The sequence below is a fragment of the Streptomyces sparsogenes subsp. cuspidosporus genome (genome assembly GCF_039532705.1).
GTDB lineage: Bacteria > Actinomycetota > Actinomycetes > Streptomycetales > Streptomycetaceae > Streptomyces > Streptomyces sparsogenes.
On sequence record NZ_BAAASD010000072.1, the window covers coordinates 1 to 24,784 of the forward strand.

The 24,784-nt window shown below is 66.0% G+C and carries 14 protein-coding genes and 4 pseudogenes; 6 read left to right on the forward strand and 12 right to left on the reverse strand.

Going from position 1 to position 24,784, the window contains the following annotated elements; translation table 11 throughout:
- Positions 1-697 precede the first annotated feature (697 nt).
- Together ABFY07_RS40625 and ABFY07_RS40630 are read left to right on the forward strand one after the other, a co-directional pair.
- Positions 698-1,548: pseudogene (locus ABFY07_RS40625) on the forward strand (AMP-binding protein); the annotation flags it as partial.
- 171 nt (positions 1,549-1,719) lie between these two features.
- Positions 1,720-2,025 carry an AMP-binding enzyme gene (locus tag ABFY07_RS40630; RefSeq protein ID WP_346179296.1) on the forward strand — a complete coding sequence of 102 codons (306 nt, stop codon included), beginning with the start codon at positions 1,720-1,722 and terminating at the stop codon, positions 2,023-2,025.
- 120 nt (positions 2,026-2,145) lie between these two features.
- On the opposite strand, the gene ABFY07_RS40635 is transcribed toward ABFY07_RS40630, so the two are convergent.
- The 5 genes and pseudogenes from ABFY07_RS40635 to ABFY07_RS40660 all read right to left on the reverse strand — a co-directional run bounded on the left by ABFY07_RS40635 (position 2,146) and on the right by ABFY07_RS40660 (position 4,627).
- Positions 2,146-2,523 carry an integrase core domain-containing protein gene (locus ABFY07_RS40635; RefSeq protein ID WP_346179297.1) on the reverse strand — a complete coding sequence of 126 codons (378 nt, stop codon included), beginning with the start codon at positions 2,521-2,523 and terminating at the stop codon, positions 2,146-2,148.
- A gap of 112 nt (positions 2,524-2,635) precedes the next feature.
- Positions 2,636-2,833 (reverse strand): annotated as a pseudogene (locus tag ABFY07_RS40640) (integrase core domain-containing protein); the annotation flags it as partial.
- Positions 2,834-2,947: 114 nt separating this feature from the next.
- Positions 2,948-3,241, reverse strand: a complete 294-nt coding sequence (locus tag ABFY07_RS43335; RefSeq protein WP_428837098.1) for a family 1 glycosylhydrolase — start codon at positions 3,239-3,241, stop codon at positions 2,948-2,950.
- Positions 3,213-4,199, reverse strand: coding sequence for an alpha/beta hydrolase (locus ABFY07_RS40655; protein WP_346179287.1), 987 nt, complete (start codon positions 4,197-4,199; stop codon positions 3,213-3,215). Before ABFY07_RS40655 ends, ABFY07_RS43335 begins: the two co-directional genes overlap by 29 nt.
- A gap of 8 nt (positions 4,200-4,207) precedes the next feature.
- Positions 4,208-4,627 (reverse strand): type I-E CRISPR-associated protein Cse1/CasA, encoded by a 420-nt coding sequence (locus ABFY07_RS40660; RefSeq protein ID WP_346179288.1) that lies wholly within the window; start codon positions 4,625-4,627, stop codon positions 4,208-4,210.
- A 110-nt stretch (positions 4,628-4,737) separates the two neighbouring features.
- Between ABFY07_RS40660 and cas3 the strand changes: the two genes are divergently transcribed.
- Complete coding sequence (cas3, locus tag ABFY07_RS40665) at positions 4,738-7,740, forward strand: CRISPR-associated helicase Cas3' (protein WP_346179289.1); 3,003 nt, start codon at positions 4,738-4,740, stop codon at positions 7,738-7,740.
- 474 nt (positions 7,741-8,214) lie between these two features.
- Positions 8,215-8,685: a hypothetical protein gene (locus tag ABFY07_RS40670; RefSeq protein ID WP_346179290.1), complete on the forward strand. Its 471-nt coding sequence runs from the start codon at positions 8,215-8,217 to the stop codon at positions 8,683-8,685.
- A gap of 710 nt (positions 8,686-9,395) precedes the next feature.
- Here ABFY07_RS40670 and ABFY07_RS40675 read toward each other — a convergent pair.
- The 4 genes and pseudogenes from ABFY07_RS40675 to ABFY07_RS43340 all read right to left on the reverse strand — a co-directional run bounded on the left by ABFY07_RS40675 (position 9,396) and on the right by ABFY07_RS43340 (position 11,287).
- On the reverse strand, positions 9,396-10,484 hold the full coding sequence (locus ABFY07_RS40675; protein ID WP_346179291.1) for an AIPR family protein: 1,089 nt from the start codon (positions 10,482-10,484) through the stop codon (positions 9,396-9,398).
- A 71-nt stretch (positions 10,485-10,555) separates the two neighbouring features.
- A pseudogene (locus ABFY07_RS40680) lies at positions 10,556-10,711 on the reverse strand (IS256 family transposase); the annotation flags it as partial.
- Between the two features lie 93 nt (positions 10,712-10,804).
- On the reverse strand, positions 10,805-11,041 hold the full coding sequence (locus ABFY07_RS40685) for a hypothetical protein (RefSeq protein WP_346179292.1): 237 nt from the start codon (positions 11,039-11,041) through the stop codon (positions 10,805-10,807).
- A gap of 78 nt (positions 11,042-11,119) precedes the next feature.
- Entirely contained in the window at positions 11,120-11,287 is a 168-nt protein-coding gene (locus ABFY07_RS43340) for a hypothetical protein (RefSeq protein ID WP_428837099.1), read from the reverse strand.
- Between the two features lie 50 nt (positions 11,288-11,337).
- Between ABFY07_RS43340 and ABFY07_RS40690 the strand changes: the two are divergent.
- A pseudogene (locus tag ABFY07_RS40690) lies at positions 11,338-11,526 on the forward strand (hypothetical protein); the annotation flags it as partial.
- 148 nt (positions 11,527-11,674) lie between these two features.
- Here ABFY07_RS40690 and ABFY07_RS40695 read toward each other — a convergent pair.
- From ABFY07_RS40695 to ABFY07_RS40705, 3 genes are all read right to left on the reverse strand, one after another.
- A complete protein-coding gene (locus ABFY07_RS40695) occupies positions 11,675-12,139 on the reverse strand; it encodes a DUF4304 domain-containing protein (RefSeq protein ID WP_346179293.1) in 465 nt (154 codons plus the stop codon).
- Positions 12,139-19,023: a polymorphic toxin-type HINT domain-containing protein gene (locus tag ABFY07_RS40700; RefSeq protein ID WP_346179294.1), complete on the reverse strand. Its 6,885-nt coding sequence runs from the start codon at positions 19,021-19,023 to the stop codon at positions 12,139-12,141. Before ABFY07_RS40700 ends, ABFY07_RS40695 begins: the two co-directional genes overlap by 1 nt.
- 80 nt (positions 19,024-19,103) lie before the next feature.
- On the reverse strand, positions 19,104-22,835 hold the full coding sequence (locus ABFY07_RS40705) for a LamG-like jellyroll fold domain-containing protein (protein ID WP_346179295.1): 3,732 nt from the start codon (positions 22,833-22,835) through the stop codon (positions 19,104-19,106).
- Between the two features lie 1,219 nt (positions 22,836-24,054).
- Between ABFY07_RS40705 and ABFY07_RS40710 the strand changes: the two genes are divergently transcribed.
- The coding region (locus tag ABFY07_RS40710) for a site-specific integrase (protein ID WP_428837100.1) at positions 24,055-24,784 on the forward strand (730 nt) is incomplete at its 3' end.

The window sequence follows — 24,784 nt, forward strand, 5'->3', positions numbered from 1 at the left end:
GCCTCCGCGACCGCGTCCAGGCGGTCGTCTACGCCTACCGCCACGGGCTGGTCACCTGAGGTACGCGCTGACCGTCCGGTACGGCGGCCGGCGCCCCCGTGACCGTGCTCCCCGTTGCTGTGCCGTGGAACGCGCATACCACAAGCACGCCACCGCGAATCCTGGCGGGCAATCAGAAAAGCGCGCAGCCTGAAGGCTCAGAAAGCTGTGCGCTCACCGCGGGTCTCTCCCCGTCTCGGCGCCCCTGGCCAGCGGCGCCGTCACCGCACCGTCCCAGCATTCACGGGGTGTCATCACGTGTCGCACGAACGCAAACAGCGGGCCTGCCATCACTGGCAAACCCGCTGGTCACACCGTCGGGACGACAAGAGAGCCGGATCGCAAGCGCCACCTGCTGCGTCTATGGCTGACTGCGCATCACCGGCGGCCCTTGCCTGCGGCTTTCTGGGGAACCCGGCCGCCGGGACGAGCTGTCCACCGGGCGTGGCGGCATCGCTCCCGCAGACGTGATCGTCGCTGCACGGGAGGGCACTCGCCCGAACGCGGCTGCCTGCCGCTGAGATCCGCCTCAGCACCTGCCGGCCACTGAGATCCGCCTCTCACTCTGCCCCGCTCCGCCCGCCCCGGAGGGAACCGCCGTCGCGCCGCCGCACCGCTGCACGCCCGCGGCATCCGCCCGGGCGACCGCGTCGGCCTGATCATGCCCAACACCGTCCACTTCCCTGTCGCCTACTACGGCATTCTGCGCGCCGGTGCCGTCGTGGTGCCGATGAACCCGCTGCTGAAATCGCGTGAGATCGACTTCACGCTCCGCGACTGCGGCGCCCGGCCGGCGCTGGCCGCGCCGACGGCGGCCGCCGAGGCCGTCTCCGCGGCCGCGGAGACGGGAGCCGACGGCCTGATCACCGAGCCGGTGGCGTTCGAGGCCCTCCTCGACGACGCCGAGCCCCTGCCCGCCGTCATCGAGCGCGGCGACGACGACCTCGCCGTGATCCTCTACACCTCGGGCACCACCGGCACCCCGAAAGGTGCCCAGCTGACGCACCGCAACCTGCTGTCCAACACCGCCACCACCGTCGAGACGCTGTTCCACGTCGGTCCCGGCGACATCCTCTTCGGCGGTCTGCCCCTGTTCCACGCCTTCGGCCAGACCTGCGCCCTCAACACCGCCGTCTCGGCCGCGGCGACACTGACCCTGCTGCCGCGGTTCGACGCGACGTCGGCCCTGGAGACCATCGCCCGAGACGGTGTCACCGTCTTCCTCGGCGTACCCACCATGTACACGGCCCTGTTGCACGCCGAGCTGCCCGACGGGTTCGACGCCCCCGGCTGCGCCTGGCCGTCTCCGGAGGCGCGGCGCTTCCTGTGGAGGTACTGCACGGCTTCGAGCAGCGCTTCGACGTGCCCGTCCTGGAGGGCTACGGACTCTCGGAGACGTCCCCGGTGGCCGCCTTCAACCCGCCGGACCGCCGCCGCAAGCCCGGCTCCATCGGTCTGCCCGTCCGCGACGTCGAGCTCAGGCTCGTGACCGACACCGGAACGGAGACCGCCCCAGGCCGGATCGGCGAGATCACGGTCCGCGGCGAGAACGTCATGGCGGGCTACTGGAACCGCCCCGACGCCACGGCCGAAGCAGTGCGGGACGGCTGGATCCACACCGGCGACCTGGGCCGCACCGACGATGAGGGCTACTACTACATCGTCGACCGCGAGAAGGAGATGATCATCCGCGGTGGATACAACGTGTACCCGCGCGAGATCGAGGAGATCCTGTACGAGCACCCCGCCGTGGCCGAGGCCGCGGTCGTCGGCATCTCGCACCCCGTGCACGGAGAGGAGATCGCAGCCGTGGTCACCCTCAAATCCCATGGCAGCGCCACCGCCGAGGAAATCCGCGACCACGTCAGGACACGCGTGGCCGCCTACAAGTACCCCCGCCTCGTCCGCTTCACCGACGCCCTGCCGAAGGGACCGACCGGCAAGATCCTCAAGCGGAAGATCACGGTCGATCCGGTCGACTCCTGACCGGCCGGTTCTTCCAGCGGCTGCGTCATCGCCCGCCCGGGTGGACCAGCCTGGCCACCATCTGCATCCTTGCCCTCCAGGACGCCGGCCCTGTGCCGCTCGAAAAGTCATCGCTGCATGTCATGCCGCATATCTGTACTCGTTGATGAGGCCGCCGAGGATCCGAGTGCGCAGGACTTTGCCGGTGCTGCTGAGGCCATGCGCCGCGGCGGGTAGTTCGTGGGCGTCAGGTGGTAGCTGGTTGCGGGCCTGGTGGGGTCGGTATTCGTTGTAGTGCCGCTCATAGGCCGCGAGGACGTGGCGGGCGTGGGCCTCGTTCATGATGAGGATGTGGTCGAGGGCTTCGCGTCGGATGCTGCCGATGATGCGTTCGCAGTGCGCGTTCGTGCGGGGAGGGGTGCCCGGCCAACTGGCGACGCAGGACAGCGTTCTCGTGCCGCAGCACCAACAGCTCCGCGTCCCTCGCCGTCCCGCGACGCAGGAGCACCGATGGGACAGTCAGCAGCTTCCGGGTCACCTTGGACAGCAAGGACACGATCACGGAGGACATGATCCCAGCGGACTGACCGCATCCCGCTCACCTAGGGCGATGACTTTTCGAGCGGCACAGGTTGTTGTACCACTCGACCCAGGAGGCGGTGGCGTACTCGACGTCGGAGACGGTCCTGCAGGGGCCGTCGTGGAAGACCTTGGTGCGTATGCACTCGACCTAGTAAAGGCCGTTGACCGTCTCCATCAGCGCGTTGTCGTATGCGTTTCCGACGCTGCCGATCGAGGGTCCGATGCCCTCGATTCGCAGGTGCTCGGTGAAGCGCTGGAGCGGCAGAGAAGTCGGAACGGTTCAGTCCCGTCCGGCTCGCAACTCCCACCGCATCGGTTTTGTGCGACAGATGGAGGCGACGTGCTGTCGATCCGGCTCTGCTCATCCGCGCTGAGCGCGGATGAGGTCGCGGTACCACGCGAAGGACGCCTTCGGGGTGCGGACCTGGATGTCGTGGTCGACGTGGACGAGTCCGAAGCGCTGGTGAAAGCCGTCGGCCGTCGACCAGGCGCTGAACTCGGCCGGCATCTCCCGCCACTGCCCGCCCGTCTTGAACCGCCAGATCACGCCCTCGAACTGCTGTCGCAGCCGCTCGGGGTACGGGCCATACTCACCGATCGGCAGGTATGGCTCGATGAACTCCCATTCAGTGACCGCCAGTTGCACTCGCGTCACGCAAGAAGATCTGACATGGCCGCGTGAGCCACCCCCCACGGAGAGCGCACCCCTGGGGTCTTGAACGGCCCTCGGAGCGAGGTGGGGCGTCGGCCGCCGGACCGTGGTCCGTATGAGACCGTCTGCGGGCTTCAGCCTGCCGACGTGTGTGCCGTGTCCCTGGTGCGGAGTCCCTGGTGCGGATGTGCTGGCTGAGAAAGAGAGCGGCGCGCTCCAGTACCTCGTCGGCTTCGTCCAGGACGCCGGCGAACGCCTGGAAGACATGGGGAACGTCGGCGGTGACGTCCAGGATGACGTCCACTCCGGCTTCCCTCGCGCGCGTGGCCAGGCGTGTGGAGTCGTCCAGGAGTATTTCGTTGGTGCCGGCCTGCAGAAGTATCGGGGGGAAGCCGGTCAGGTCGGCGAGGGTGGCGGGGCTGAGCAGGGGCTGGTGCGGGTCCTGTCCCGCAAGGTACATGGTCCCGGTGTGTTCCAGGCCCTCACGCGTGAAGAACGGGTCGATGCCCGCCTTGGTCTCCATGCTCTCGCCTGTCCGGGTCATGTCGAGTCCGGGGGAGAACGCCACGATCGCGGTGGGCATGGGCAGGCCCGCGTCGCGGGCGGCGAGGCAGGTGGTGAGGGTGAGGCCGCCACCGGCGGAGTCCCCGGCGAACGCGATCGCCGAAGGGTCTTCGCCGCTGTCGAGAAGTGCACGGTAGGCGCTCAGCCCGTCCTCGATCGCAGCCGGGAACGGATGCTCAGGAGCAAGCCGGTAATCCAACGAGAACGCCCTGAACCCTGTTCTGGCCACCAGGTTCCCCGTCAGCGACATCGCCGTCTCCGGTGAACCGACCACGTAAGAGCCGCCGTGAAAGTAGAGGATCGTCCCGGCCTTCGGAGTGCCGGCCGGCTCGACGAGCACCGCGTGCCGATCGCCGAGCGTCGCAGCCCGGGTGCGGATCCCGGCCGGGACGATCATTTCCCCCATCATCGCCCTGAACCCGGCGCGGAGCTCCTCCACCGACCATCACCGCCTGGCTGCCGCTCGAGAGCCTCGATCACGATCTGCGCCGGACCGACGCCATGCTCGGCCATGAAAGGGGCGAGGGCGATGTTCTGCCCCAGTGGGTGCACTGGATCAAAGAGGTTCCACCGCTCGTCGGCGTCGTTCCGAAGCCAGGCGGCGGCGGGTGCCAGCGACTCCCGCCGCAGGACCCACTCACGCCACTCTGTATCCGTGCGGGGTATGTGATCGGAGGCGTAGAGCAGCGCCAGCAAGTACTCGATCACCGCCACGGTCTCGCCCGGAGTGGCGCCCGCGATGGCAGTGAACATGTCGGAGTCTTCCAGAGCCTGGACCAGGCTGATCTTGGAGACCTGCGGCCTGGCGGCCGCTGTCAGTGCCATGAGGCAGGCTTCGCTACGCGGGTCATAACGGGCAGGCATGAGGCAGAACTTGATTCCTGAGTGACGGTACGAGGCGGGAGTGTGACACTACTACAAAAGAAGGCTTTGATGTGATTGATCACCAGAAAACAGGATCTGGCGTGTGCCGATGGCTGCTGCCCTGGGGCAAGACCGACCGCGAAGGGATCAGTCGAGGGAGGGGTGAAGGGTCCTGGAACCCGCTGTTCGCCCATCTGCTGGACACAGCCGCGTGCGCCGGGGAGCTATGGGACCGCTATCTATCCGTCTCCGTACGGGCCCGGCTCACGGAGGCATTCGGCGATGAGGAAGCCGTTCTCGCCCGCCGTGTGGTGATGTTCTTCGCCGCGCTCCACGACCTCGCGAAGGCGTCAAGCTGCTTCTTGCGCCGGTTCGGGAAGCGCGCCCGCTATGCCAAGGACGCCGAAGCACTGAGACGGGCAGGGTTGCAATGGGAGACCGAGGCCCGCGCAGCCCGAGTGCCCCTGGCCGCTCGGCTGGACGCCGAACCATTCGCTCGCCATGAGCACATGACCGCCGCATGTCTTCCGCGACTGCTCGGTTGTACCTGCTTCGGATGTCTCGGGAACGGGCCACGTCACGAAGGGCTCCACACTGTTGCGACCCTCCTCGGCGGTCATCACGGGCACATCCCGAACGCCGACACGATCGGTAACGCGCTCAAAGCCGCCCGGCCCAGAGTGTGGGAGCCGGACCATAGGGCCATCCTCGACAACCTCGCCCGTCTGCTGGACCTCGACCTCACCCGGCTACCCCACCTCGTCCGGCCGGAGCGTCCGAGCGCCCTACCGCTCTTTGCGGGATTGGTAGTCCTCGCGGACTGGGTTGCCTCCGATGTAAGCCACTTCACCTACCGAAGCCTCGACAAACCCGTCGAGCAGTGGTGGTACGACTCCAAGCGCCAGGCGGCCCAAGCCGTCACCGACCTCCATCTGGAGTCGTGGCGGCCTGAACCCATGACATGGTCGTCGATGTTCACGGCCACCCCCAACCCGCTCCCGTTCCAGACCGCCACGATGGCCGCCCTGCCGACCGACGGCCCCGCCCTTGTACTGATCGAGACCGACACAGGCTCCGGCAAAACGCGCCTCGCTCTGTCCTGCGCCCATCACCTGGCCCGGTCCTGCGGACACCACGGCCTCTACATGGCCATGCCCACCCGGGCTGCCACCGACCAGACGGCCCACGAGATCCGTACCTTCCTCGGCACATCCCTGGGCAGCTCCACGACCGCCAATCTCGCCGTGGTGCACCACACCGCAAGCGTCACCCCCCTCGTCCACCAGCTCATCGACGGTGCCCACGGCGTGCTGGGAGACGTGGACAGCCTCAGCAGCCTGGACTCCATCAGCGATCCGACGTTGGAGTGTGACGACCTCGCGCTGGAGAGGCGCATCGTCCTCGATTCTTGGTATCTGCTGCGCTGCCGCGGTCTTGTCTCCCCGTTCGGCATCGGCACCGTCGACCAGATCGCCCTTGCCTCCCAGCCCTCGCGCCACTGGTTCCTGCGCTTGTTCGGACTGGCCAATAAGACTGTGATCATCGATGAGGCACACGCCTACGAACTCTTCCAACGATGCCTGCTCAGCGCCACGATCTCCTGGCTCGCCGATGCCGGCGCATCGGTCGTTGTACTGCCCGCCGAGGCACGACAGGCGCTGATCACCGCATGGTGCTCCCGGCACCGCACTACGCCGGACACACACGGCGCAGCCGGCCCCATCACCGTCGTGGACCAACACGGCACCGTACGCCGCCCAGCGCCCACCGATCAGCCCGAGCCGACGGACACCACGGTCGACCTTCTGCCAGACCCCGGGCCCGACGAACTCGCCGAAAGCCTGCTCACCGAAGCAGCCGCCGGGGGAATCATCGCTGTCGTCCGCAACCGCATCTCCTCAGCAAGAGACCTGTACACGGCCCTACTGAAACAGGCAACGGCGCACGGCTGGCGAAGCAGCGAGATCCTCCTCATCCACGGCCAGTTGCTGCCCCGGGACCGCCTTTCCGTCGAAGAACGCATCACCACCCTGCTCGGCCCCTACGACGATCGCCACCACCGCAATCCGCTGCGCCCCCAGCGCCTGATCGTCATCGGTACCCAGATCATCGAGCAGTCCCTCGACATCGACACGGACCGTCTCTACACCGACCTCGCCCCCATTGACCTGCTTCTCCAGCGCTGTGGCCGCCTCCACCGTCACGCGGTGAACGATGCCGGCCGCCCGGCCGGCTTCCAGGAAGCCCGCATGACAGTGCTGTGGAACCGCGGTGCCGACGGCCTCCCCTTGGTAGAGCCCCCAGCCCCACGGATCGATGAGCCGGGCAATCCGGACGCCTACGTCTACGCTCCTTACACGCTCGCCGCTACCTGGCGAGCCCTCCATGAGCGAACCGACACGGACTGCAGGTTCAGGATCTCCACCCCCTCGGACACCAGGAAACTGATCGACTCCGTCTACACCCCACCGACCGTCACCACTTCCAGCCCGCTGGGAAATCTGCTCACCGAAACCTGGTCCGACTGGCAGGCCGAGCTCGCTGACCAGGACAGCAACGCCCACTCGCGCGCCTTCCTGCCCTACAGCGGCGGAACCCCAATCGAGGTCACGAGTCTCGTCTCCGGTGAGGCAAATGGCGATGGCGACATCGGACCCGGCGAACGTGGATCAGGGTCCCGTGGGCTTGCCGCCCTGTCCCGCCTCGGCGAGGCGACCATCGACGTCATCCTGCTCTACCAACAAGACGAAGGCGAGCTGACATACGACGCCGCAGGAGACTTCCCAGCCGATCTGCGCGATCACCGAGCACAAGACACTGAGGAGAGCCGTGCCGCCCACCGTGCTCAGCAGCGCGCCCTGCTGGGAAACACACTCGCCATCCCACACTCCTGGTTCCGTGGCGACAACCCGCTACCGCCGCTAGCCATGTGGCAGCCACTTCCTCACTCTGCGGTACACCACCGTGCGACCCTCGTCCTGTCCCCGACAGGCTCCTGCATCCGCGGCCCCGAAGGACGCGTCACGTACCACCCAAGCACTGGCCTTGCCCGTTTGCCCTCTGCGGGAGGTTGAGCAGGTTGAGGATTGAAGAGCAACCCTAGCCTGGCCCCAAGCAAGGTCGACCGAGAACGCCACTTGGGTGTCGTTGAGGGGCCCAACGCCGCATGCCCAGGGACCGCAGATACTCGGCAAGGACCTTTACCGTTCGACACTGGACCATCTCCACGGGTGCGGGGAGCAACTCCCGTGCGTCCTGGTCGATGGCCTGATGGAACCATCCCTGCGCGTGCAGGGAGCAGACTCCATGACCTGCATGTCTATCTGGCAGCAGGTCCCCCACGAAGCACTTTCACAGAGCAAGGAGAAAGCCGAAGCGGGCAAGAAGGCGCACTCAGTTGCGGGCGAGCCAGGTTCTACCTGATACCCGACCCCCACCCTGTAACCGTCGAGGAGCCGCCCGTCAGCGTCACCGAGAGGCACTCCCTCTTTCCCTCTGAACGGCCCTCGCTGCCGCCGCTCCATACCCGGGTCCACGTCGCCACACTGATGGACGCGCTGGAGGCCACACAGCCGATACGTCACGGCCGGGAGGGAGGTCGTCCCCTTGAACGGCGACATGTCGACGCGCTGCTTGCCCTGGACGACCACACAAGTCCGATGGTCTTGGACGCCGAGCGGGAGGACCGGTACGAGCGGAGCGCGAGCAAGGAGAACCACCGCGAACCGGCACGAGCGCTCAAGAGACTGGAGCGTCTAGGCCAAGGAAGAGGCCGATCGCCGGGCAGCGGAAGCGCCGAGACTCACGAGGGCTACCACCCCCAGCACAACCCGGCCGGCCTGGACTTGCAGTACTGCCCGGTCTGCAACTACACGGCGTTCAGCCCAGAGGCCGGCCACGGGCTGGGCATGCAGATTGGCACCGGCCAGTGTCTGGTCTGCCACTACGAACGAAGCTCCGCGATCGCCGAAGGGGAAGCGCGAGCGATCGTGTACGACGCACGCTTCGCCCACGACTGACTGTTCGTTGCCTCCCCGGAATGACCCAGCTCCCCCTCCCGTCCTCGATAGGCACTGGTGTCACGGTCATGCCCAAACCTGTGACGAGTATCGGCCCCTCGTTTGAGGGGCCGATGACTCTCCAAAGGGGTCGCTGCCGGTCAACGTCTTTGGGAAACTTCTTGTGATGGCAAGGTGATGGCAGTCGCCCTTGCTACGCCAGGATCAGCCACCTGTTACACCGGGCATCGGCGCCTCCAGGGTGGAGTCACGCACTCCCCCACCGGAGGTGAACCAAGTGGCTTCTCAGTCTCCTGAACGCGGCCGGGTGTACCGGCGTTGCGGCTGCCGTCGCCCGGACGGCCGGCAGTTCGGCGCCAGCTGCCCCCGACTGCAAGACGGTTCAAGGCACGGATCCTGGGCTTTCGCTGTCGACCTGCCCTCGGCCGACGGCAAGCGCCATCCGCTGTGCCGTAGCGGACTCGCCACGCGCAAGGCCGGCAAGACAGCGCTCGAGCGCGCCCTGGAGTCCGAGCGGACCGGCCTGGACTGCAGCGAGGATCTCACCCTGGCCACGTATCTGGCCGAGTGGCTGCGTCTCAAGGAGAAGGTGCTCAAACCCACCACGTTCGCCCGCTACCGCGACCACGTGCACGCCGATCTCATCCCGTCCTTCCGACAGGCTGCTCCTGACCGGCCGGCGGGCCCGGCACATTGCATTCCCGAAATACTCAGCCCTCGATGTGGTAACGGCTCTGGGACACGACGGCTTGGCGAAGCTTGGTGGTGAAGTCAGGGGTACGGGCGATCCGGTCCACCCCGCCGGCCTTGTTACGGCGCAGGACGCTCTTGAAGCTCTGCTCCAGAGTTCCTGTCATACGAAACATCAGGTTGTCGCTGAGATGGCCGAGGTCGATGTTGAGAAGATCCCGCGGCGAAGGCTGCCGTAGCCGTGTGAGTGTGTAGGCGGACATGGCTGCCAGCGGGTAAAGCCAGTTTTCAAGCGAGTCACCCAGCAAAGGCCGGTCTTCGGCATAGTGGGTGAGAAAAGTGCGCAGCCTGGTGTGCACATCAAGACATAGACGGTAGATGTCCAGATCGTGTCGTGGGGAAAAGATCTGGGCGTAGTGCTGATCGTCAAGCAGCAGCGCATCGGAGTGCCGCAGTGCGGTATGCGGTTCGCGCAGCACAAAGGCGGTGAACTCGCGGGCAAGCCTGGCCATGCTGACCACCCGGTCGAGAGGGAACCCCAGATTGCGGTAGTAGCTGGCCCGGCGCTCGTAGTAGTAGCCGCCCGCGTGACTGAGGCTCTCCTCGATGTCCTTCTGAATGGACTCGGTGGCTCGCAAGGCGCCAGCGGGCAACTGGGTCTGGCTGTTGGTCGCCCGGATGATGCGGTCGCGAGCTGTGCCGGATTCGGGCGCAACCACGATCTTCACGAGGAGAGACCGGTCGCGGTGCTGACCACCATTCTGAAAGTAGCTGTAGATTTCATGGCTGGTCTGTAGCCCGTTGACGATCTGAGGCTCCCTGATCACGATCCTCTTGCCGGCGATCTGCGCAGCGTCCGCGACGACGGTGACACCGTTGTTGAACCACCAGAAGTCCTCGCCGGTCCCGGACCTCAGGGTCTCACCAATGGCATTGTTCACGGTCGTGGATCCCGCATAGTCGCGGACATTGGACTCGAACAGCTCCAAGCGCAAAGCCTCGTTGTCGGACGTGATGAAACGGTAGTACTCGTCCAGCCGCGCCAAACACACGTATCCCTCACCGAGTGATGTGCTCATCGGCGTTTCGGTGAACACCAACTGTGCCACGGCTTTGGCTCCACGAGCAGTCCGCTCGCGCAGGTCAGCGGCGTTGAGGTATTCAAGGTCGGCCCGCGTATCAGGGCGGACTCCAGCACCCGCTTCGTCAGCTGCTGCAGCAGCCCGCCCTGCCCGGTCAACTGCAGCCCTTCGGAACGCGCACGGTCGACCAGCATCGCGATCAGCTGCTCGTCCGACACCGACTCCGCGGTCGACTCGACGACCGGCTCCTCCATGGCCTCGTGCTCGGTGATGGTCTCGCTCATCAGGCGTCTCCTTGATCATCGGATCCGCCGTTGATTAGACACTCCCGGGCGTAGCCGGCGTCGTCACGTCTCGGATGCGTATGGGGGAGCGATCGCCTTGTAAGACAGGGCCTTGTCAACAATTTCTTCGGGCGTCATTTCAGGGTCGGAATGATAGATCAACGAGTATGCACCAGGGTAGGGAACATTCTCTTCGAACAACGCTTCCATGCGGTCCACCTCCTCCTCCGTGCCGTCGAATACAATGATCCGAGGAATCAAATCTATTAGCTGCTCCCGCGTCAGGTCACCCAGAGGCATGAAAGACTCCTATTTTTTATAGGTAGCCAGGATCGAGGACATCGTCATGATACCTGGAAGTGACCACCACGAGGTTGTCTAAGTCATAAACCCCCCACCACGCCGAATGGGCACTCGATGATGCAGGACGTAGTTGTTGTTGCCTTCAACGGCCTGGGAGGGATGAACCTTGGGGGCAGCCCCGTTCAACATCCTGCAATAATCCCGCTTATCGAATTGGCTGGCTAGGTTTTCATCATCTGCCACAGCCTTCCGAGGATGACCCGGTGGAGCCTGGCCTGGGCAGGGCGTGCCCGATCGACCCGACCAACCTCAGCCGCACCTTCGCCACGCTCCTCCGCAAGGCCGTCCTCCGCCGCATCCGCTTCCACGACCTCCGCCACTCCACCGCCACCCTGCTCCTGGAACAGGGGTCCGCCCACGTCCGGCTCCGCCTCCAACGCGACGCCATCCACACCCTCAGCACCGCGCTCGGCAGCCCCTGACACACGCACGGCAAACGGCGGGGGACACCAGGTGTCCGCCGCCGTTGCCGTCATCTGCCGCCGCCAGTGCGATTCCTGTCGAAAAACGACACTCAATCAGTCAAAGTCCGCCACAGCGAACTCTCTGACTCACGTCAAGGGCGTTACGCTATCCCTCTGCGAGCAATTCATCCCTGATTTCGCGATGGATAAACACCTGATCGCTAACACTCGTGCGCAGCAGAGACTTCAGATCATGGATGCTCTCAATCGAATTGACCGCCCGCGCCACCGGAGATGCAACCTTCTCGACGATATCCACACGAAGGCCGCCCTCTCCACGCACCTCCACCACTTCACCATATAGAAGGTCGAGCCCTTCACGGGAAATGGAGGTGATTGCGTCCAATCTGAACCTGACGAGACATTTTGACTCGGGGAGCCACCCCGCCTTGACCTTGACCGCCGGAGCGAATCCGATATTCACATAGCACGACTCGTCCCAACTGGACTCCTGGACGCTAACGACACAATAGAGATCGCCTGCCACCCTATACCAGTTTGCCGACTTTTTTCGAAACCCCAGCGGCTTGAAGACCTCGTTGAGAGCCTCTAGGAGGATCGAGTTAACCATCAGCCGAACCTCTTATACGTATCGAGACGGCCAGTCCAGCTCTGACCGGTCATGTCCTCCAACTCGGCGACGTACTTTTGCAACTGCCGCCGCCCCGTCGCCTGGCTGCTCTTCGCATCCGACTTCAACTCACGCACAACTCGGTTCTTCCAGTCGACCGCATCAGGCCGGAGCCCGCTCGGAAGCGTGACTTCGAAGTCGTACCCAGCTCCCAGAGCATTCCTGTAGTTCAAGTGCGTCTGACGCCCACGGGCCGCATCCGCGTTCTCTCCAGATGTGAACTGCCCCTTCTCGTTACGGGCGACGCCACATCCGTTGCTGTTGTGAACCAGTACCGGCGTAGCCCCTGCCAGCACATAGTACGTGTGGATGCTGTCGACGGTGAGATCGTAGGTGCGTTGCTGCTTGGTGAAGTGGCGTACGGCGGTGACGGTGACCGTGGCGCCGGTGGCCGTGCGGAGCTTCATGCCGGCGGTCAGGTCGCCGGCGTCTGCCCAGCGGTTCTCGCTGGTTACCCAGAAGGGGTGGGTGTCGGTGGCGATGATGGACGCGGGGCCGGTGTCCGTGTTGATCGTGAGATCGGTGAAGTTCTTGTCGTCTTTGGTGACGATGGTGGCGACGACGGGACGTGCGGTGGTTTCTCCTGTCTGAGGGTCGGTGGCGAGTACTTTGTCGCCGACCTTGACGTTCTCGATTGATTTGTTGTCGCCGTCGGCGAGTTTGACCTCTGTTCCCGCAGTGAAACTGTGGCACCTTCGGGCTGCTTCTTCGAGGGCGTCTGCTGCGTCGTCAGCCTCCTTTTCTGCCTTGCGCCCCTTCTTGAAGAGCTTCAGCCCCTTGAATGCCTTACCGGGTGTGGGGAGGTCGGTTGCCGCCCAGAAACAGCCGGAAAGCTCGAAGCTCCCGCACTTCTCCCACTCGCTCGGGTCCGGGAGGGCGAGGTCCACGGCTGTTTTCGCCACGCTCGAGAAGAATCCAAATATCCCTGTATTGACCTTCGTATCCTTGTAGGGACCGGGTTTCGGCGGGGGCCCTGCGCTGGGCCTGGGGATCGGGGTGGATGAGGATGTGGACGCGGTGCCTTTGTGACCACCGTTACCGCCACCACCACCGCCGTGACCGCCGCCGCTGGGGTAGCGGTCCTCCGGTGGTGCGTCTTTGCCTACATCGCCGCCGTTGGTCGGCATGCAGCGTCCGTTGCCAGGGTCCATGCACAGGCCGGTGGGGTCGGACGCGGTGGCGGGGTTCTGGTTGGCGTAGCTGTAGCCGTTGAGGGATTGGGCTTGCCCAGGACTAAGGAGTGGGTCGAGGCTGAGGAATTGACCAAGGATCGGGTCGTATTCGCGGGCGCCGATGTGGGTGAGGCCAGTGGTGCTATCGGCGGGTTTGCCGAGGAAGGATTTGTCGTCGGGCCAGGCTTGTGGCTTTTGGCCGCGTGGGGCGCCGAAGGGGGTGGTGTAGCGCTTGGTGATGGCGTAGGTGGTGGCGTCCAGGGCGATGCTGGAGGTGCCGTGGTGGTCAGCGGCCAGGAAGGACAGTTTGGTGCCGGTGGTCGCCGTGCTGGCGGTGCGGACGGCGATGGTCTGGCCGTTGGCCGTGTAGTAGCGGGTGCCGGACAGGGTCTTGGTGCCGCCCTTGACGGTGAGCCGTACTTCGGTGGCGCCGAGGTAGAGGACGGTGTCGCCGTCGGTGGTGGTGGCGCGGCGGATGAGGAGTTCGCCGTCGGCATCGTAGAGGTAGCCGGTGGCGGTGGCGGGTTTGCTGCCGGCCGCGGGTTCGGTCGTCGTGGCGAGTTTGCCTTCGGGGTTCCAGGTCAGGGTCTGGGTGGCCTGGGTGCCGGGGCGGCCGGTGGTGTTGCCAGTCTTGTCGTAGGTGTAGGTGCGGGGTGTGCCGCCGCTGGTCTCGGTTTTGGTGAGGGGGTGGGGCTGGCCGGTCTGCGTGCCGTAGGTGTAGGTGGTTTTGGTCTCGCCGGCTGTGGTGTGTTCGGTCTGCTCGTCGCGCTGGCCTGCGGTGTTGTAGTGGTAGCTGGTCCAGTAGGGGGCGGCGCCGGCGAGGTTGGCGGTGGTGCGGCCAGTGGTGGCGCAGTTGGCGGTGGCCGGGGTCCAGGCCTCGGTCATACGGCGGTAGCCGTCGTATGCGAAGCACTGGTAGTCGGCCTTGCCCGTGCCGCCCAGTGTCGTACTGTCGAAGATGGAGGTGACGTTGCCCGCGTCGTCCTGGGTGAACTTCAGCTCCTGCGGCATGTAGCCGTGGACGTCGTCGGTGACGTAGGAGCGGGTCAGACGGCGGGTGCCGGGCTCGTAGTCATAGTTGAGGTAGGCCTTCTTCGCCGAGCTGGTCCCGGACATGCCCACGGTCAGCTGACGCAGGTCCCCTTGCGGAGAGAACGTGGCACCTTGGAGGTATCCGGTGGTGCCCAGCGAAGTGAGCTGCTGACCGGTGGCGTTGTAGGTGTAGGAGACGGTCTCGGCGGCGAGTCCGCCAACGGCCGGTTCACGACTCTGGCTGATGGTGCCGTCGAGGCGGTAGCCGGTGGTGAAGGCCAGGGTCTTGGGTACCCCCGCCTTGACGAGCGGATCCTCGTCGGGCAGCGTGAGCTCGCTGCCCTTGACCTGGTAGAGGCTGTCGTACTCGGTCACTCTCCGCGTGTACGCCTTGCCGGCCAGGCCTCCGTCATAGCGGACGGCAGCGTCCTGCTGCCCCTTGGCCAGAGTGTCGAAGGTCCAGGCGGCGAGCTTGTTGGCATCCGTCTTGGTGCCACTCCACATGCCCGTCTTGCGGCCGAGCTCGTCATAGTCGTAGACGAGGGTCTGCTTCTCGGCGTTGGTGCTGCTGGTGACCTGGTCGAGGGCGTTGTAGCTGGTAGTCGTCTTGCCCTTGTCCGGGTCGTCTGCCTCGACCTGCCGTCCGGCCAGGTCATAGGAGTAGGACCAGGTGGCCTTGTCCGGACCGGCGATGGTCTTCTGCAGACCACCGAGGGTGTAAGTGAAGCCGGTGGTGGCGAATTCGGTGCCCGACGGCTTGGGGCTCGCGTATTCGCGGCGCTCGGTGGTCTGCCCGCGGACATCAGTGACCTCGGCGACGCCCTGACCGCCGGCGGGAGCGCTGGTGGCGACGGTGTCGCCGGTATAGGTGGTCTCGGTGGTCCAGCGGGTGACGCCGTAGTTCTTGGTGACCGTCTTGGTGGCCCGCCCGGCGCCGTCGTAGGTGGTGTCGGTCTGGACGGGGGCCTGGCTGCCCTCGGTCTGCACGGGTGTGCCCGAGGGGGACGCGGTCTCGTCCCAGATGTCCGCCTGAGAGCTGACCGCCAGTCCCCGGTCGTCATACAGGGTCAGGCCGATCAGCCGACCGCCGACGGGTGTGGGTGACTGGACCTGGCGGGCGCGCAGGAGCGAGTCGTAGATCTCGTAAGTGGTGTTGTACCCGGAGCTGTCGCCTTTGAGTGTGCTGGTGGAGATCCAGGGCAGCGACGTGCTGTTGAAGTGGTAGGCGTAAGCCAGGCTGGGGTTTTTGAACAGAACCTTCAGATGATTCGGCAGCCATACATTGGTGACCCGGCCGAGCGCGTCGTACTCGCTTTCGGTGATCTTGTCGTTTGGGTCGGTGACCTTGAGTGCGGCTCCGGTGGCGAAGTCGAGGGCTGTGGTGGTCTTGAAGCTCTTGGCGTCAGCCACGGTGGTCGACGTCAAGGGTCCGGCGCCGGTGGGCGTGTACTCCGTGGTGGTGATCTTGCGGTCCAGCGCGTCCTTCACCACGGTGGGACGGCCGAGACTGTCGTAGGTGGTGGTGGCGGTCTGCTGCCATGCGGGGGTGTTGTCGGTCCCGTAACCCTTGGCCCGCCCGGTCCACTGGGCCTCGCCCTTGGTGGGTTTCTGCGACGCGTTCCAGGTGGCGGTGTCGTAGGCGATGGCCGTGTCGGAGATGACGTCGCCCTGACGGTCAGCGTCCGCGGGCAAATCCAGATCGGCATCAGAGGTGTCGCAGGGCTGTGAGGTGGTGCGGGTGCGGGAGACCAGCGCGTTGATGCCCTTGTCATCGTTGCGCGCGTACCAGGTGCGGGTGCAGGTCTCGTCCTTGGGTTTGGCGTCGTCGCCGCGGTCCTCGACCGTCTGGGCCATGCCGTAGTCGTCGTACGTGGTGGCGGTGGTCCGCACGCGGTCCACGGGGGTGAGGCCGCTGGTGATGCGGGTGCGGGTGTGGGTGGCGGCGGTTCGGACGTAGTAGGCCTCGGTGTCGGCGTACGACTTGTGCTGGGTGGCGGTGCGCTTGGACCACGGGTCGTTGACCGTGCCCGACACCTCGGTGTCCCCGCTGTAGGTGACGGTCTCGCGGGTGAACCCGGCGTACTGGTCCGAGTCGGTGATGGCCTCGCCCTTGATGCCGGTGACCTTGGCCTGCCTGCGCTTGTCCGGGTCGGGCGTCTTGCCGTCCGTCCCCAGGACGCGGTCGCCGTTCATCCCTCGCAGATAGACGGTGACCGTCTTCAGCTGCGTGTTGTCACGGTCCCCGGTGAGGTGGGTGACCTTCCCGAAGCCGCGCCAGATGGACCAGGTGCGTTCCTTGGCCGGGGTCATCGGGTCGTCGTTGTAGTGCCAGGCACCCCCGCCCTCATAGCTGTAGGTGTTCTGCACCGCCTCCGAGCCGCCGTACGGGTCGGAGGTGGACACGGCGGTGACGGGGTACTTCTGGAACCAGTCCAGGACCGGGTTCTTCTCGCCGTTCGGCGACCAGTACACCGGGTAGCAGCGGCGGGTGTTCTCGTCGGCCTTGGGCATCGTCTGCCCGGCCACGCAGTCGGCCTCCGCATAGCTGACGATGGTCTGCGCCCCGGCCTCGGAGGTGACCGTCTTCAGGCGCGGCTTGTCGAGGGAGAGAATGTCGTCGCTCGCCCCGTCGACGCGGTTGGGCAGGAAGACGTGGGTGAACTTCACCGGGTCCAGGGCCAGGTCACTGCCGCGCTTGCCCGTGTGCTTGATCTGGTCCAGCCACAGGGACTGGTCACTGGTGTCACCGGTGTCGCCCGGATCGAGGTAGAGCTGCTTCAGTGTCCAGTTGTCGACGGCGGCATAGCCGGGGGTGGAGGCAGCGGCGTTCCACGCGTAGGTGGTGATGCCCGTCATCCTCTTGCGGGTGAAAAAGGACGGGCCGACGTTTCCGGTGCACTTGTCGTCGTCCTTGCACACCGCGTCGAAGGGAACATCCGGCCAGTTGTCGCGGGTGTCCTTGGTGAGCGAGTCGCAGCCGGTGCCGGAGGCCAGGCACCGCTCGGCGTAGTCGAAGACGACCTTGTTGGAGGCGGCGGGGGTGGCGGAGAACAGGGCATCCTTGCGCTGGCCGTAGCGGATCTCCTTCAGGTAGCCGCCGCGGATGTAGCCGGTGCCGGTGTTGTCGTCGCCGAGTTTGTCGTAGTTGTTCTCCTCGGCCTTGTACCAGTAGGTCATGGCGTTGCCGTGGGTGTCCTCGACCAGGTCGAGGTTCCACCGCCAGGCCTGCTTCTTGTCCCTGCCCGAGAAACTGCTGCCATCCGCGTAGCCGGGCTCCCCCTCGTCGTCTCCGAAGACCGGCACTGTCCACACCGAAGCGGTGCGGTCGTCCGCGCCGGCCCCGTCGAGCTTGTCGAGGCCGAAGGTGTAGACGGTGCCGTCGCCGGTGGTGACGGTCCAGTACTCGCCGTTGTCGTCACCGTTCTCGGCGCCGGTGTGGTGCTCGACGGTGGAGGCGTCGTCGTTCTTCAGCCGCCACCGGCCACTGGTGTCGTCCTTGACAAGCTCGGTGGCCTTGCCGTTCAGGACGAGGGAGGCGTTGTCATACTTCCAGCACAGATCGAACTTGTCGTCCTGCCCGTCGTCGTCACAGGAACCGTACTTGCGCTCGATGAAGGACGAGGTGAGGTCGAAACCCTCACCGATCGCGGTCCCCTGGTTGTTCGTGGACGCGGTGCGCCCGTCCACGCTGCCCGAGTCGTAGGAGATCGACAGGTCCGGGGACGGCCCCGCCGCGGCGGGCGGGGTCCGCAACGGGTACGACCAGGTGAAGCTGCCGGACGAGCCGCCGACCTCCCAGGTCGAGGAGGCCGCGAGCGGAGTGGCCTTGTAGTCGCCGGACCCCGACTTGGTCCCGGCTGCCAGGGCCAACACCACTGACTGCCCTGCGGGTGCGGAGGCGAAGGACAACGTGGTCTCGAGACGCCGACCGGCCCGGTCATTGGTAAAAAGCACTGTCTCGCGGCTACGGCAGTGCGCCCGCGCAGGGTCCTTCAGCGCGCAGCCCGGAAGCTTCACCACCTGGAGCCGCCCGGCCCAGTCACCGCCGTAGGCGGAAGCAAACGCCGAATAGTCGACCGCGAGCCGGGCCCTGCCCCCGCCCGTGGGACCCGTGGCGGTGAGCACCACGCCCTTGACCCCGAGCCTGCTGGCTGCCTCCTGGCCCAGAACCTTGACCGTGACGGTCTCGGCGATGCGTTCCTTCTTCCCATCCCTCCCGAGGCTGGGCGCAGTTAATGTCACCGGGAGGGCGCCTGGATTCGCCTTAACGGATTTCTCGGTGCCTAGCGTGAGAGTCTCCTGGCCCCCCCGCGGCCACGTCACCGAACGGCTCTGATCCGCCTTCGCCTGCTTGGCCGCGGCTCGGTCGGCGGCTTCGGATGCCTTGACCACGCGGGCGTTCTTGTCGTTCGCCTTCTTGGTCAGCGGGGAGACCGTTGAGGAGCGGGGTGCCGTCAGTTTCGGCTTGCCGAGCGGATCCGGCTCGTCAGCAAAAGCGACCGGAGACAGCAGCCCCGGCACCAGGGCGAACCCCGCCAAGACGGCGAACCGTCTCTCCCAGGACCGTCTCCTGCGTGCCGTGCCGCCTATCCGAGGCATGCCGGACCCGAACTGGTTCATGACAAGTCTCCTCGTGTGCGGGCGCCGACGCGCCCGCACACCGTCAAAGGTCAGCAGAAGAGAGGAAGGAAGACAGGACCCTAGGTCGTTGGCTGTGCGATCTGGGACATCACCTGGTCGCGCGTCATCGCGCCGACCCAAACGCGCACCTTCGCCAGGTCCCCCGGAAGGTAATGGCCCGTGGCGCCGCCACCCGAGCCCCGGCCCGCCGAGAGGGACCCGCCACCCTGCTGGACCGTATCCAGCCCGAGGTCATCACCGCCCTGCTGGGCGAACTGGCCAATGAAAAGCTGTGCCGCGCCAAAGCGTTCACTGCCATCGCTCCCCGTGAAAGGAAGCCCGGAGTCGAAGACACCGGTCACATCCACCCAGGTGTCCCACTCCTTGTCACCGACCGGCTCCTGGCCCATGTCAATCGCCGTGTCAGTGACCTTGCCGTTGCTGTCCACCGAGGTTCGCCCGAACTTCCACCAGTAGACATTTTCCGCGGGTTTCTCCACCCACAACGCCCACGACGACTCCTTGCCGACCGGTGTGGCCTGCGCGGCAACCAGCCCCCGGTAGCCGACCGGCTTGGCCGCCAGCAGCGCCTTGTTCAGTCGCACCCGCGCCGACACCGTAAACGAGCCGGTCTCATCAACCACCGGACCCGTTGCCGAGGCGTACCCAGAGCTGCCGTTGAGCACCAGCGCCGTCGCGTCCTCGCCCGTGAGTGCCGCGCCTGACCCGGACAGTGTCATGGGGCCGCGCCGGTAGGGGAAGGTGGTGCTGGCCGGGTCATCCGGATCCTCCGGGCTCTCCACCACCTGACTGCCCTGGGAGATGGTGGCATCCCAGTGTGCCACCAGTTCGTTGGCGGGTACTCCGTCCTTGTCCAGCCGGTCTTCTTCCCGGATCTGCTCAGGAGTGCGGGCGTCCTGCCAGACGGCGATCTCATCGACGCGGCCCAGGAAGTACTCGCCGTACGCTCCTGCCACCTTGGACCGTCCGATCATCAGGTTGCGGTCGGCCGTCCACGGCTCGTACGTGGGCGCCACGTCGGCCAGGACAATCGGGTCGCCCTGGGGACGTCCGTTGATGAACAGCTGGATCGTGTCGTTGCTCTTGTCCGCGTCGCCTTGGGTGTCGAAGACGCCGGTCAGGTGTGTCCACACCCGCAAGGGAGGACTTTCCGCATCCGCCAGCGAGCGGATGTACACCGGATCGTTCTTGTCCCGGTCAGTCCGGTTGAAGACCCACTTCTTGTAGGCGGCCGAGTAGTAGAGGGTGAGTGCCGAGCCGTACTCCCCCGGTGCCGACAGCACCACGTGATTAGTCGACGCGTCGGTGAGATACGCCCAGGCGGAGACGGTGAACGAATCCTGCGTGTTCACCGCCGCGCCATCCGTCGAGGCATAGCCCACCTGCCGGGATGGATCGCTCAGGTTGTCGTTCAGACGCAGCGAATAGTCGCCGGCACCTCGCCTGGAGAGGGTCGACCAGCCAGTGCCGGCCTCGTCCCGCAGTACGAGGTTGTGGCGGGTGCCCACCTCGCCGGTGTCCTTCGCCACCGTCAACCCCGACCCGGGGCCGCCGTCGTCGAATCGCCACCGCCCGGTCGGCCCGGGAGCAGCCGCCACCTTGAAGGCCAGTTCAGCAGGGGGTCCCCAGCGCACCCGCCCTTCCTTGTCCAGCTTCAGATCACTGGCCTCCACCGACAGCGTCTGCGTGCCAGGCAGGCCAGGCTTGACGTCCTTCACCTGCACCGAAGCATTCGTGGTCGGGGCAGTCACCCGCTTGGTCGCATCGGCATCCGAGGTCAGCAGCCGCCACCGGTAGGCCTTCACGTCCTTGTCGGCAGCGTTCGGTTTGAAGGTGAAGGTCCCCGGCTTGCCCGGGCCACCGTGTGCTGCGCAGTCGTTGGCCGTGCACTCGGTGTACGGGGCGCCGGGAACGATGTCCGGCACCTTGGGCGCGGTGGAGTCGATCCGCAGGTAACACCATGTTGAGTAGGGCGAGAACAGATCGCCCGACTTGCCGTTGTACGCCCAGTGCGACTGGGTCCGTGCCCGGAACCGGTACAGCCCGCCATCGGCCCGCTTGTCCGTCGTCGTCTTCTCCAGCGTGCCGTCCGGATCCCAGCCACTGTCCGGCTTGTAATCGCTCCACACCTGCGACCAGGATCCCGAGTTCGTGTCAGTGCTGCTGCGCTGCATCACGAACTCCGCCTGCAAGGATCCTTCTTCATCGCCCTCATGGGCTTCGACCTTCGTCTGCACACGCGCCTGGACCGTCGGCGTGTCCACCGTCACCGTCAGCGGATCCGATGAAGAACGGCACTGCGCTTTGGTGCCCGTGCCCGGGATGGCCCCGACCGACGTCGGCACGCCGGGCTTGTGCGCGTACCACACCTTCAGCTCCGCGTTGGAGTCGAACCGCTTCCAGGCCCGCGGCTCGCCCTCGTCCTTGGCCCGCAGCATCAGCGTCAGCCGGGATATCTTGCCGTCCGCCAATGACCGCACCGTGGAGGTGAGGTTCTCATCCGGCTCGTCCGGGTTGTCATTGAACTCGATCCACTTGTTCGGCTGCTCCGGGCTGCACAGATCCCCCCGGCCGGCCGATACGTAGCGGTCGCCCATCTGATCCAACTGCTTCGGACCCGGCCAGCGCGTCCCCTCGGAAATGTTGTCGGTCCGCTCGAGGTCCACCCAGTACGGGTTGCAGTTGAACGACCACGTCTCATACGCCCGGAACGTCGCGTCCAGCACATGCTTACCCGCCAGCTTCGACGCGCCGAACTCGAAGTACATCCGGTCCCGGTAGCCCGACCCGCAGTAGTAGCCATCCGCGCTGCCGCACAAGCCGACACCCTTCGGCTCGTCGAACTTCCAGAACCTGTCCCCGTCGGACGACAGCTTCGTCCACTCCGACGCCCCCAGACCCACGGACGGATCGATGAACACCGGATACGCGGTCTTCTCCCCGCGCAGCAACTCCAGGTCCGGCTCCACCGAAACGCTGCCGTTCCCGACGGTCACCGGCAATTCAGCGGTCGCATCACCCTCGCCCGGCTCAGCCAATTCATCTTTGGTGTCGCTCAAGCTCCGCTGCTTACCCGACGGTACCGTCCGGAACTGGCTGCGCGAGCCCGTGGCGTCTCCACCTGCGGAATCCCACATCCGCCCCGCCGGGCCCCGGAACACCGCGTTGCCATCCGCGTCAACCGCCCGCACACCCCCACCGGCACCCGGCACCACGCTCAGGCCATCCCCAGTGGCGGTGAGCTTGATCTTCTCCAGCTCCGGGTTGGCCGCCGCCTCAGCCGTCTTGACCACCAGCACCTCGCGGTAGCCCTCGGCCGTCGCCGTCAGCTGCAGATCCACCCCCGCAAAAACATCCGGGTACGTGGCGGTGGCCCCATCCAGCGTCGGCGCCGGCAACGAGCCGGGCCAGCCCAGCCGTAACTCCTGCTCACCACGCCCCATGGCCAACATGCCCGAGCCGCTCCCGCCACCGGAGAACGACAACTCCACCACGGCGGACTTCGGCCCCACTCTGCCGTCCGGGTACCTCTGCAACGTGACATCGATGTCGCGCCACGTACCGTCAGCGGCACGCGCACGCCGCGGCTCCGTCGACTGGGTGAGGGTGAAGGTGCCGTCCGGGTTCGCCACCGTCTGCGAGTACTCAGTCCGCGCCGAGGTCACTTCCACAGGCTCGCCGGATGCCACTGCCCGTGCAGACGCCGACTCCTCCGACAGCTCCGACGCGGGTGCCGCCGCATGCGCGACAGGCGAGAGGGACGCGACCGGCGACAGAACGGAGAGCAGCATCTCCGTCGCGAGCGCCCCACCGACCACAGGAAATAACCAGCGTCTTCGCGCTCGCGCACACCACGGTCTCCACCCCAACTCCACAGTCCCCACCCCAGAGTCACAAGATTTTCAAATGCGCAGCGAGTTAACGGCCCTCTGGTTCCCTCCGTCAACGTGAAGCAGATCACGTACCCACTGGACGGGTGACTTACAGCCACCCGTCTGACACGACCTCCAGCACGCCTTTAGTGATCACTCGGAACCCCACCCCGCTCCTCAACCACCTACTAACGATCACTGACCGAGGCCCGCCACTCTTGCACCCCGCCCCTCGGCCGTAGGCGAGACACCAGAGATGTGCGGGCCCCCTTCCACAGCGCGAGAGGAACCCCACCCTCAGATGACCAGCGTGAACAACTGGTCGAGCCGGGAACCTCCCGCCAAGCCCCGCCCGAGTTTCCCGCCGCGGTACAAGCTGCGCACAGTTACCGAGGCAGCTCCGTCCGGACAGAGGAACGAGGCAGTGCTGCACCGAGAGCGGTGACACCGCTCCCCCATCGTCGAGCGGCGAGCCATCCAACGCGCCTGGCAGTGATTGCTCTGACCGGCGAGCACACCAACCCGAGCCCGGCCGAAAAAGACCACGTCCCCGCCGAGCCGACGTGGCTACATAAGGATGTGGCCTGGCTGGAAAACTCTGGGGCCCGGGCAGCCGAGGCCACAGCAGCCACAGGGTAGGACTTTACGCGGTCAGAACTGTTTGCCATGAGCAGCCGGTTCAGGAACACCGCAGACACGGGGTGGACGAGCGATTGCGATCAGGTCGGCGGCCTCCTGGCCGGCCTTCTCTGGGGCCACCTACTACCGGCGCCTCAGACCCTGTTCGCAGTGAGGCCCGAGTCCGATGCGCCTGGCGTGGGCTACTGCAGCCCTGGATGATCATCCTCTTCTCTGGCAAGGCGGCGTGCTGCCGGTCGACCGCTTCGAGGGCGGCTTCGGCCAGGGCCTCGGCCCCGCGGGCCCGAGACCGCAGGCCATCTCGGGTGACGCAGTTTCCGGGTGCTTGGCACACTATTTTGGGCCTTCGTGGCCTGACAGCAGCTCTCCGCACTTGTGGCTACGACAAGGGGAAGACCCAGCTCAGAGGCCTGTGGAGCCTGAGGTGATCGCATGGTGTGCCCGGCTCGGCGGAGACTGGGATCGTCGGCACATCGCACCACTCCAGGAGGCGATCACCATGCGCTCCGTCACCCACCGTGGCCGAATCTACCGGCGCTGCGGATGCCGCGACGCACACCGCCACCAGCTCGGAGCCCACTGCCCACGACTGACCACCGAAAGTGACCACGGCAGCTGGACCTTCGCCGTCGACCTCCCCTCCCCCGGCCACCGCCGCACGACCATCCGCCGCGGCGGCTTCCCCACCCAAAACGCCGCCCAAGCCGCGCTGCAGCAGATCCTCGAAGGCGAGGCCGGCGGGTTCAACGGCGACCCCAACCAGACCGTCGCCGACTACCTCACCACTTGGCTGGAGACGAAGGCGTACGTGCTCAAGCCGACCACGCTGGCCCGCTATCGCGACTACGTCACCGGCGACCTGATCCCCGCCCTGGGCACGCTCAAGCTGGACGAGCTCGGCCACCGCCACATCGCCGGATTCGTTCACACCCAGCTCGCCGCAGGCCGCGGCCAAGTGACCGTCTACCGGTGCCTGGCCACCCTCTCCAGCGCCCTGGGCGACGCCGTCCGCCAGCACCGCCTCACCCACAACCCCGCACGTCCGGCCGTCCTGCCCCGCCCGGCAGCGGCCGAGCGTCGGATCTGGACGGCCGAGGAAGCCGCCCGCTTCCTGCGCTACTGCCACCACGCCGACCCACTCATCGCGGATCTGTGTGAACTTCTCATCGGTACTGGCATGCGCAAAGGGGAAGCGCTCGCCCTCCACTGGCACGATGTCCACCTCAACC

Bases quoted from the DNA above. Each gene is read 5' to 3' on its own strand.
- ABFY07_RS40630 (WP_346179296.1), top strand. From the start codon at position 1,720: ATGATCATCCGCGGTGGATACAACGTGTACCCGCGCGAGATCGAGGAG.
- ABFY07_RS40655 (WP_346179287.1), bottom strand. From the start codon at position 4,199: ATGATCGTCCCGGCCGGGATCCGCACCCGGGCTGCGACGCTCGGCGAT.
- ABFY07_RS40660 (WP_346179288.1), bottom strand. From the start codon at position 4,627: ATGGCACTGACAGCGGCCGCCAGGCCGCAGGTCTCCAAGATCAGCCTG.
- ABFY07_RS40695 (WP_346179293.1), bottom strand. From the start codon at position 12,139: ATGGTTAACTCGATCCTCCTAGAGGCTCTCAACGAGGTCTTCAAGCCG.
- ABFY07_RS40685 (WP_346179292.1), bottom strand. From the start codon at position 11,041: ATGCCTCTGGGTGACCTGACGCGGGAGCAGCTAATAGATTTGATTCCT.
- ABFY07_RS40705 (WP_346179295.1), bottom strand. From the start codon at position 22,835: ATGCTGCTCTCCGTTCTGTCGCCGGTCGCGTCCCTCTCGCCTGTCGCG.
- ABFY07_RS40700 (WP_346179294.1), bottom strand. From the start codon at position 19,023: ATGAACCAGTTCGGGTCCGGCATGCCTCGGATAGGCGGCACGGCACGC.
- ABFY07_RS40670 (WP_346179290.1), top strand. From the start codon at position 8,215: ATGGACGCGCTGGAGGCCACACAGCCGATACGTCACGGCCGGGAGGGA.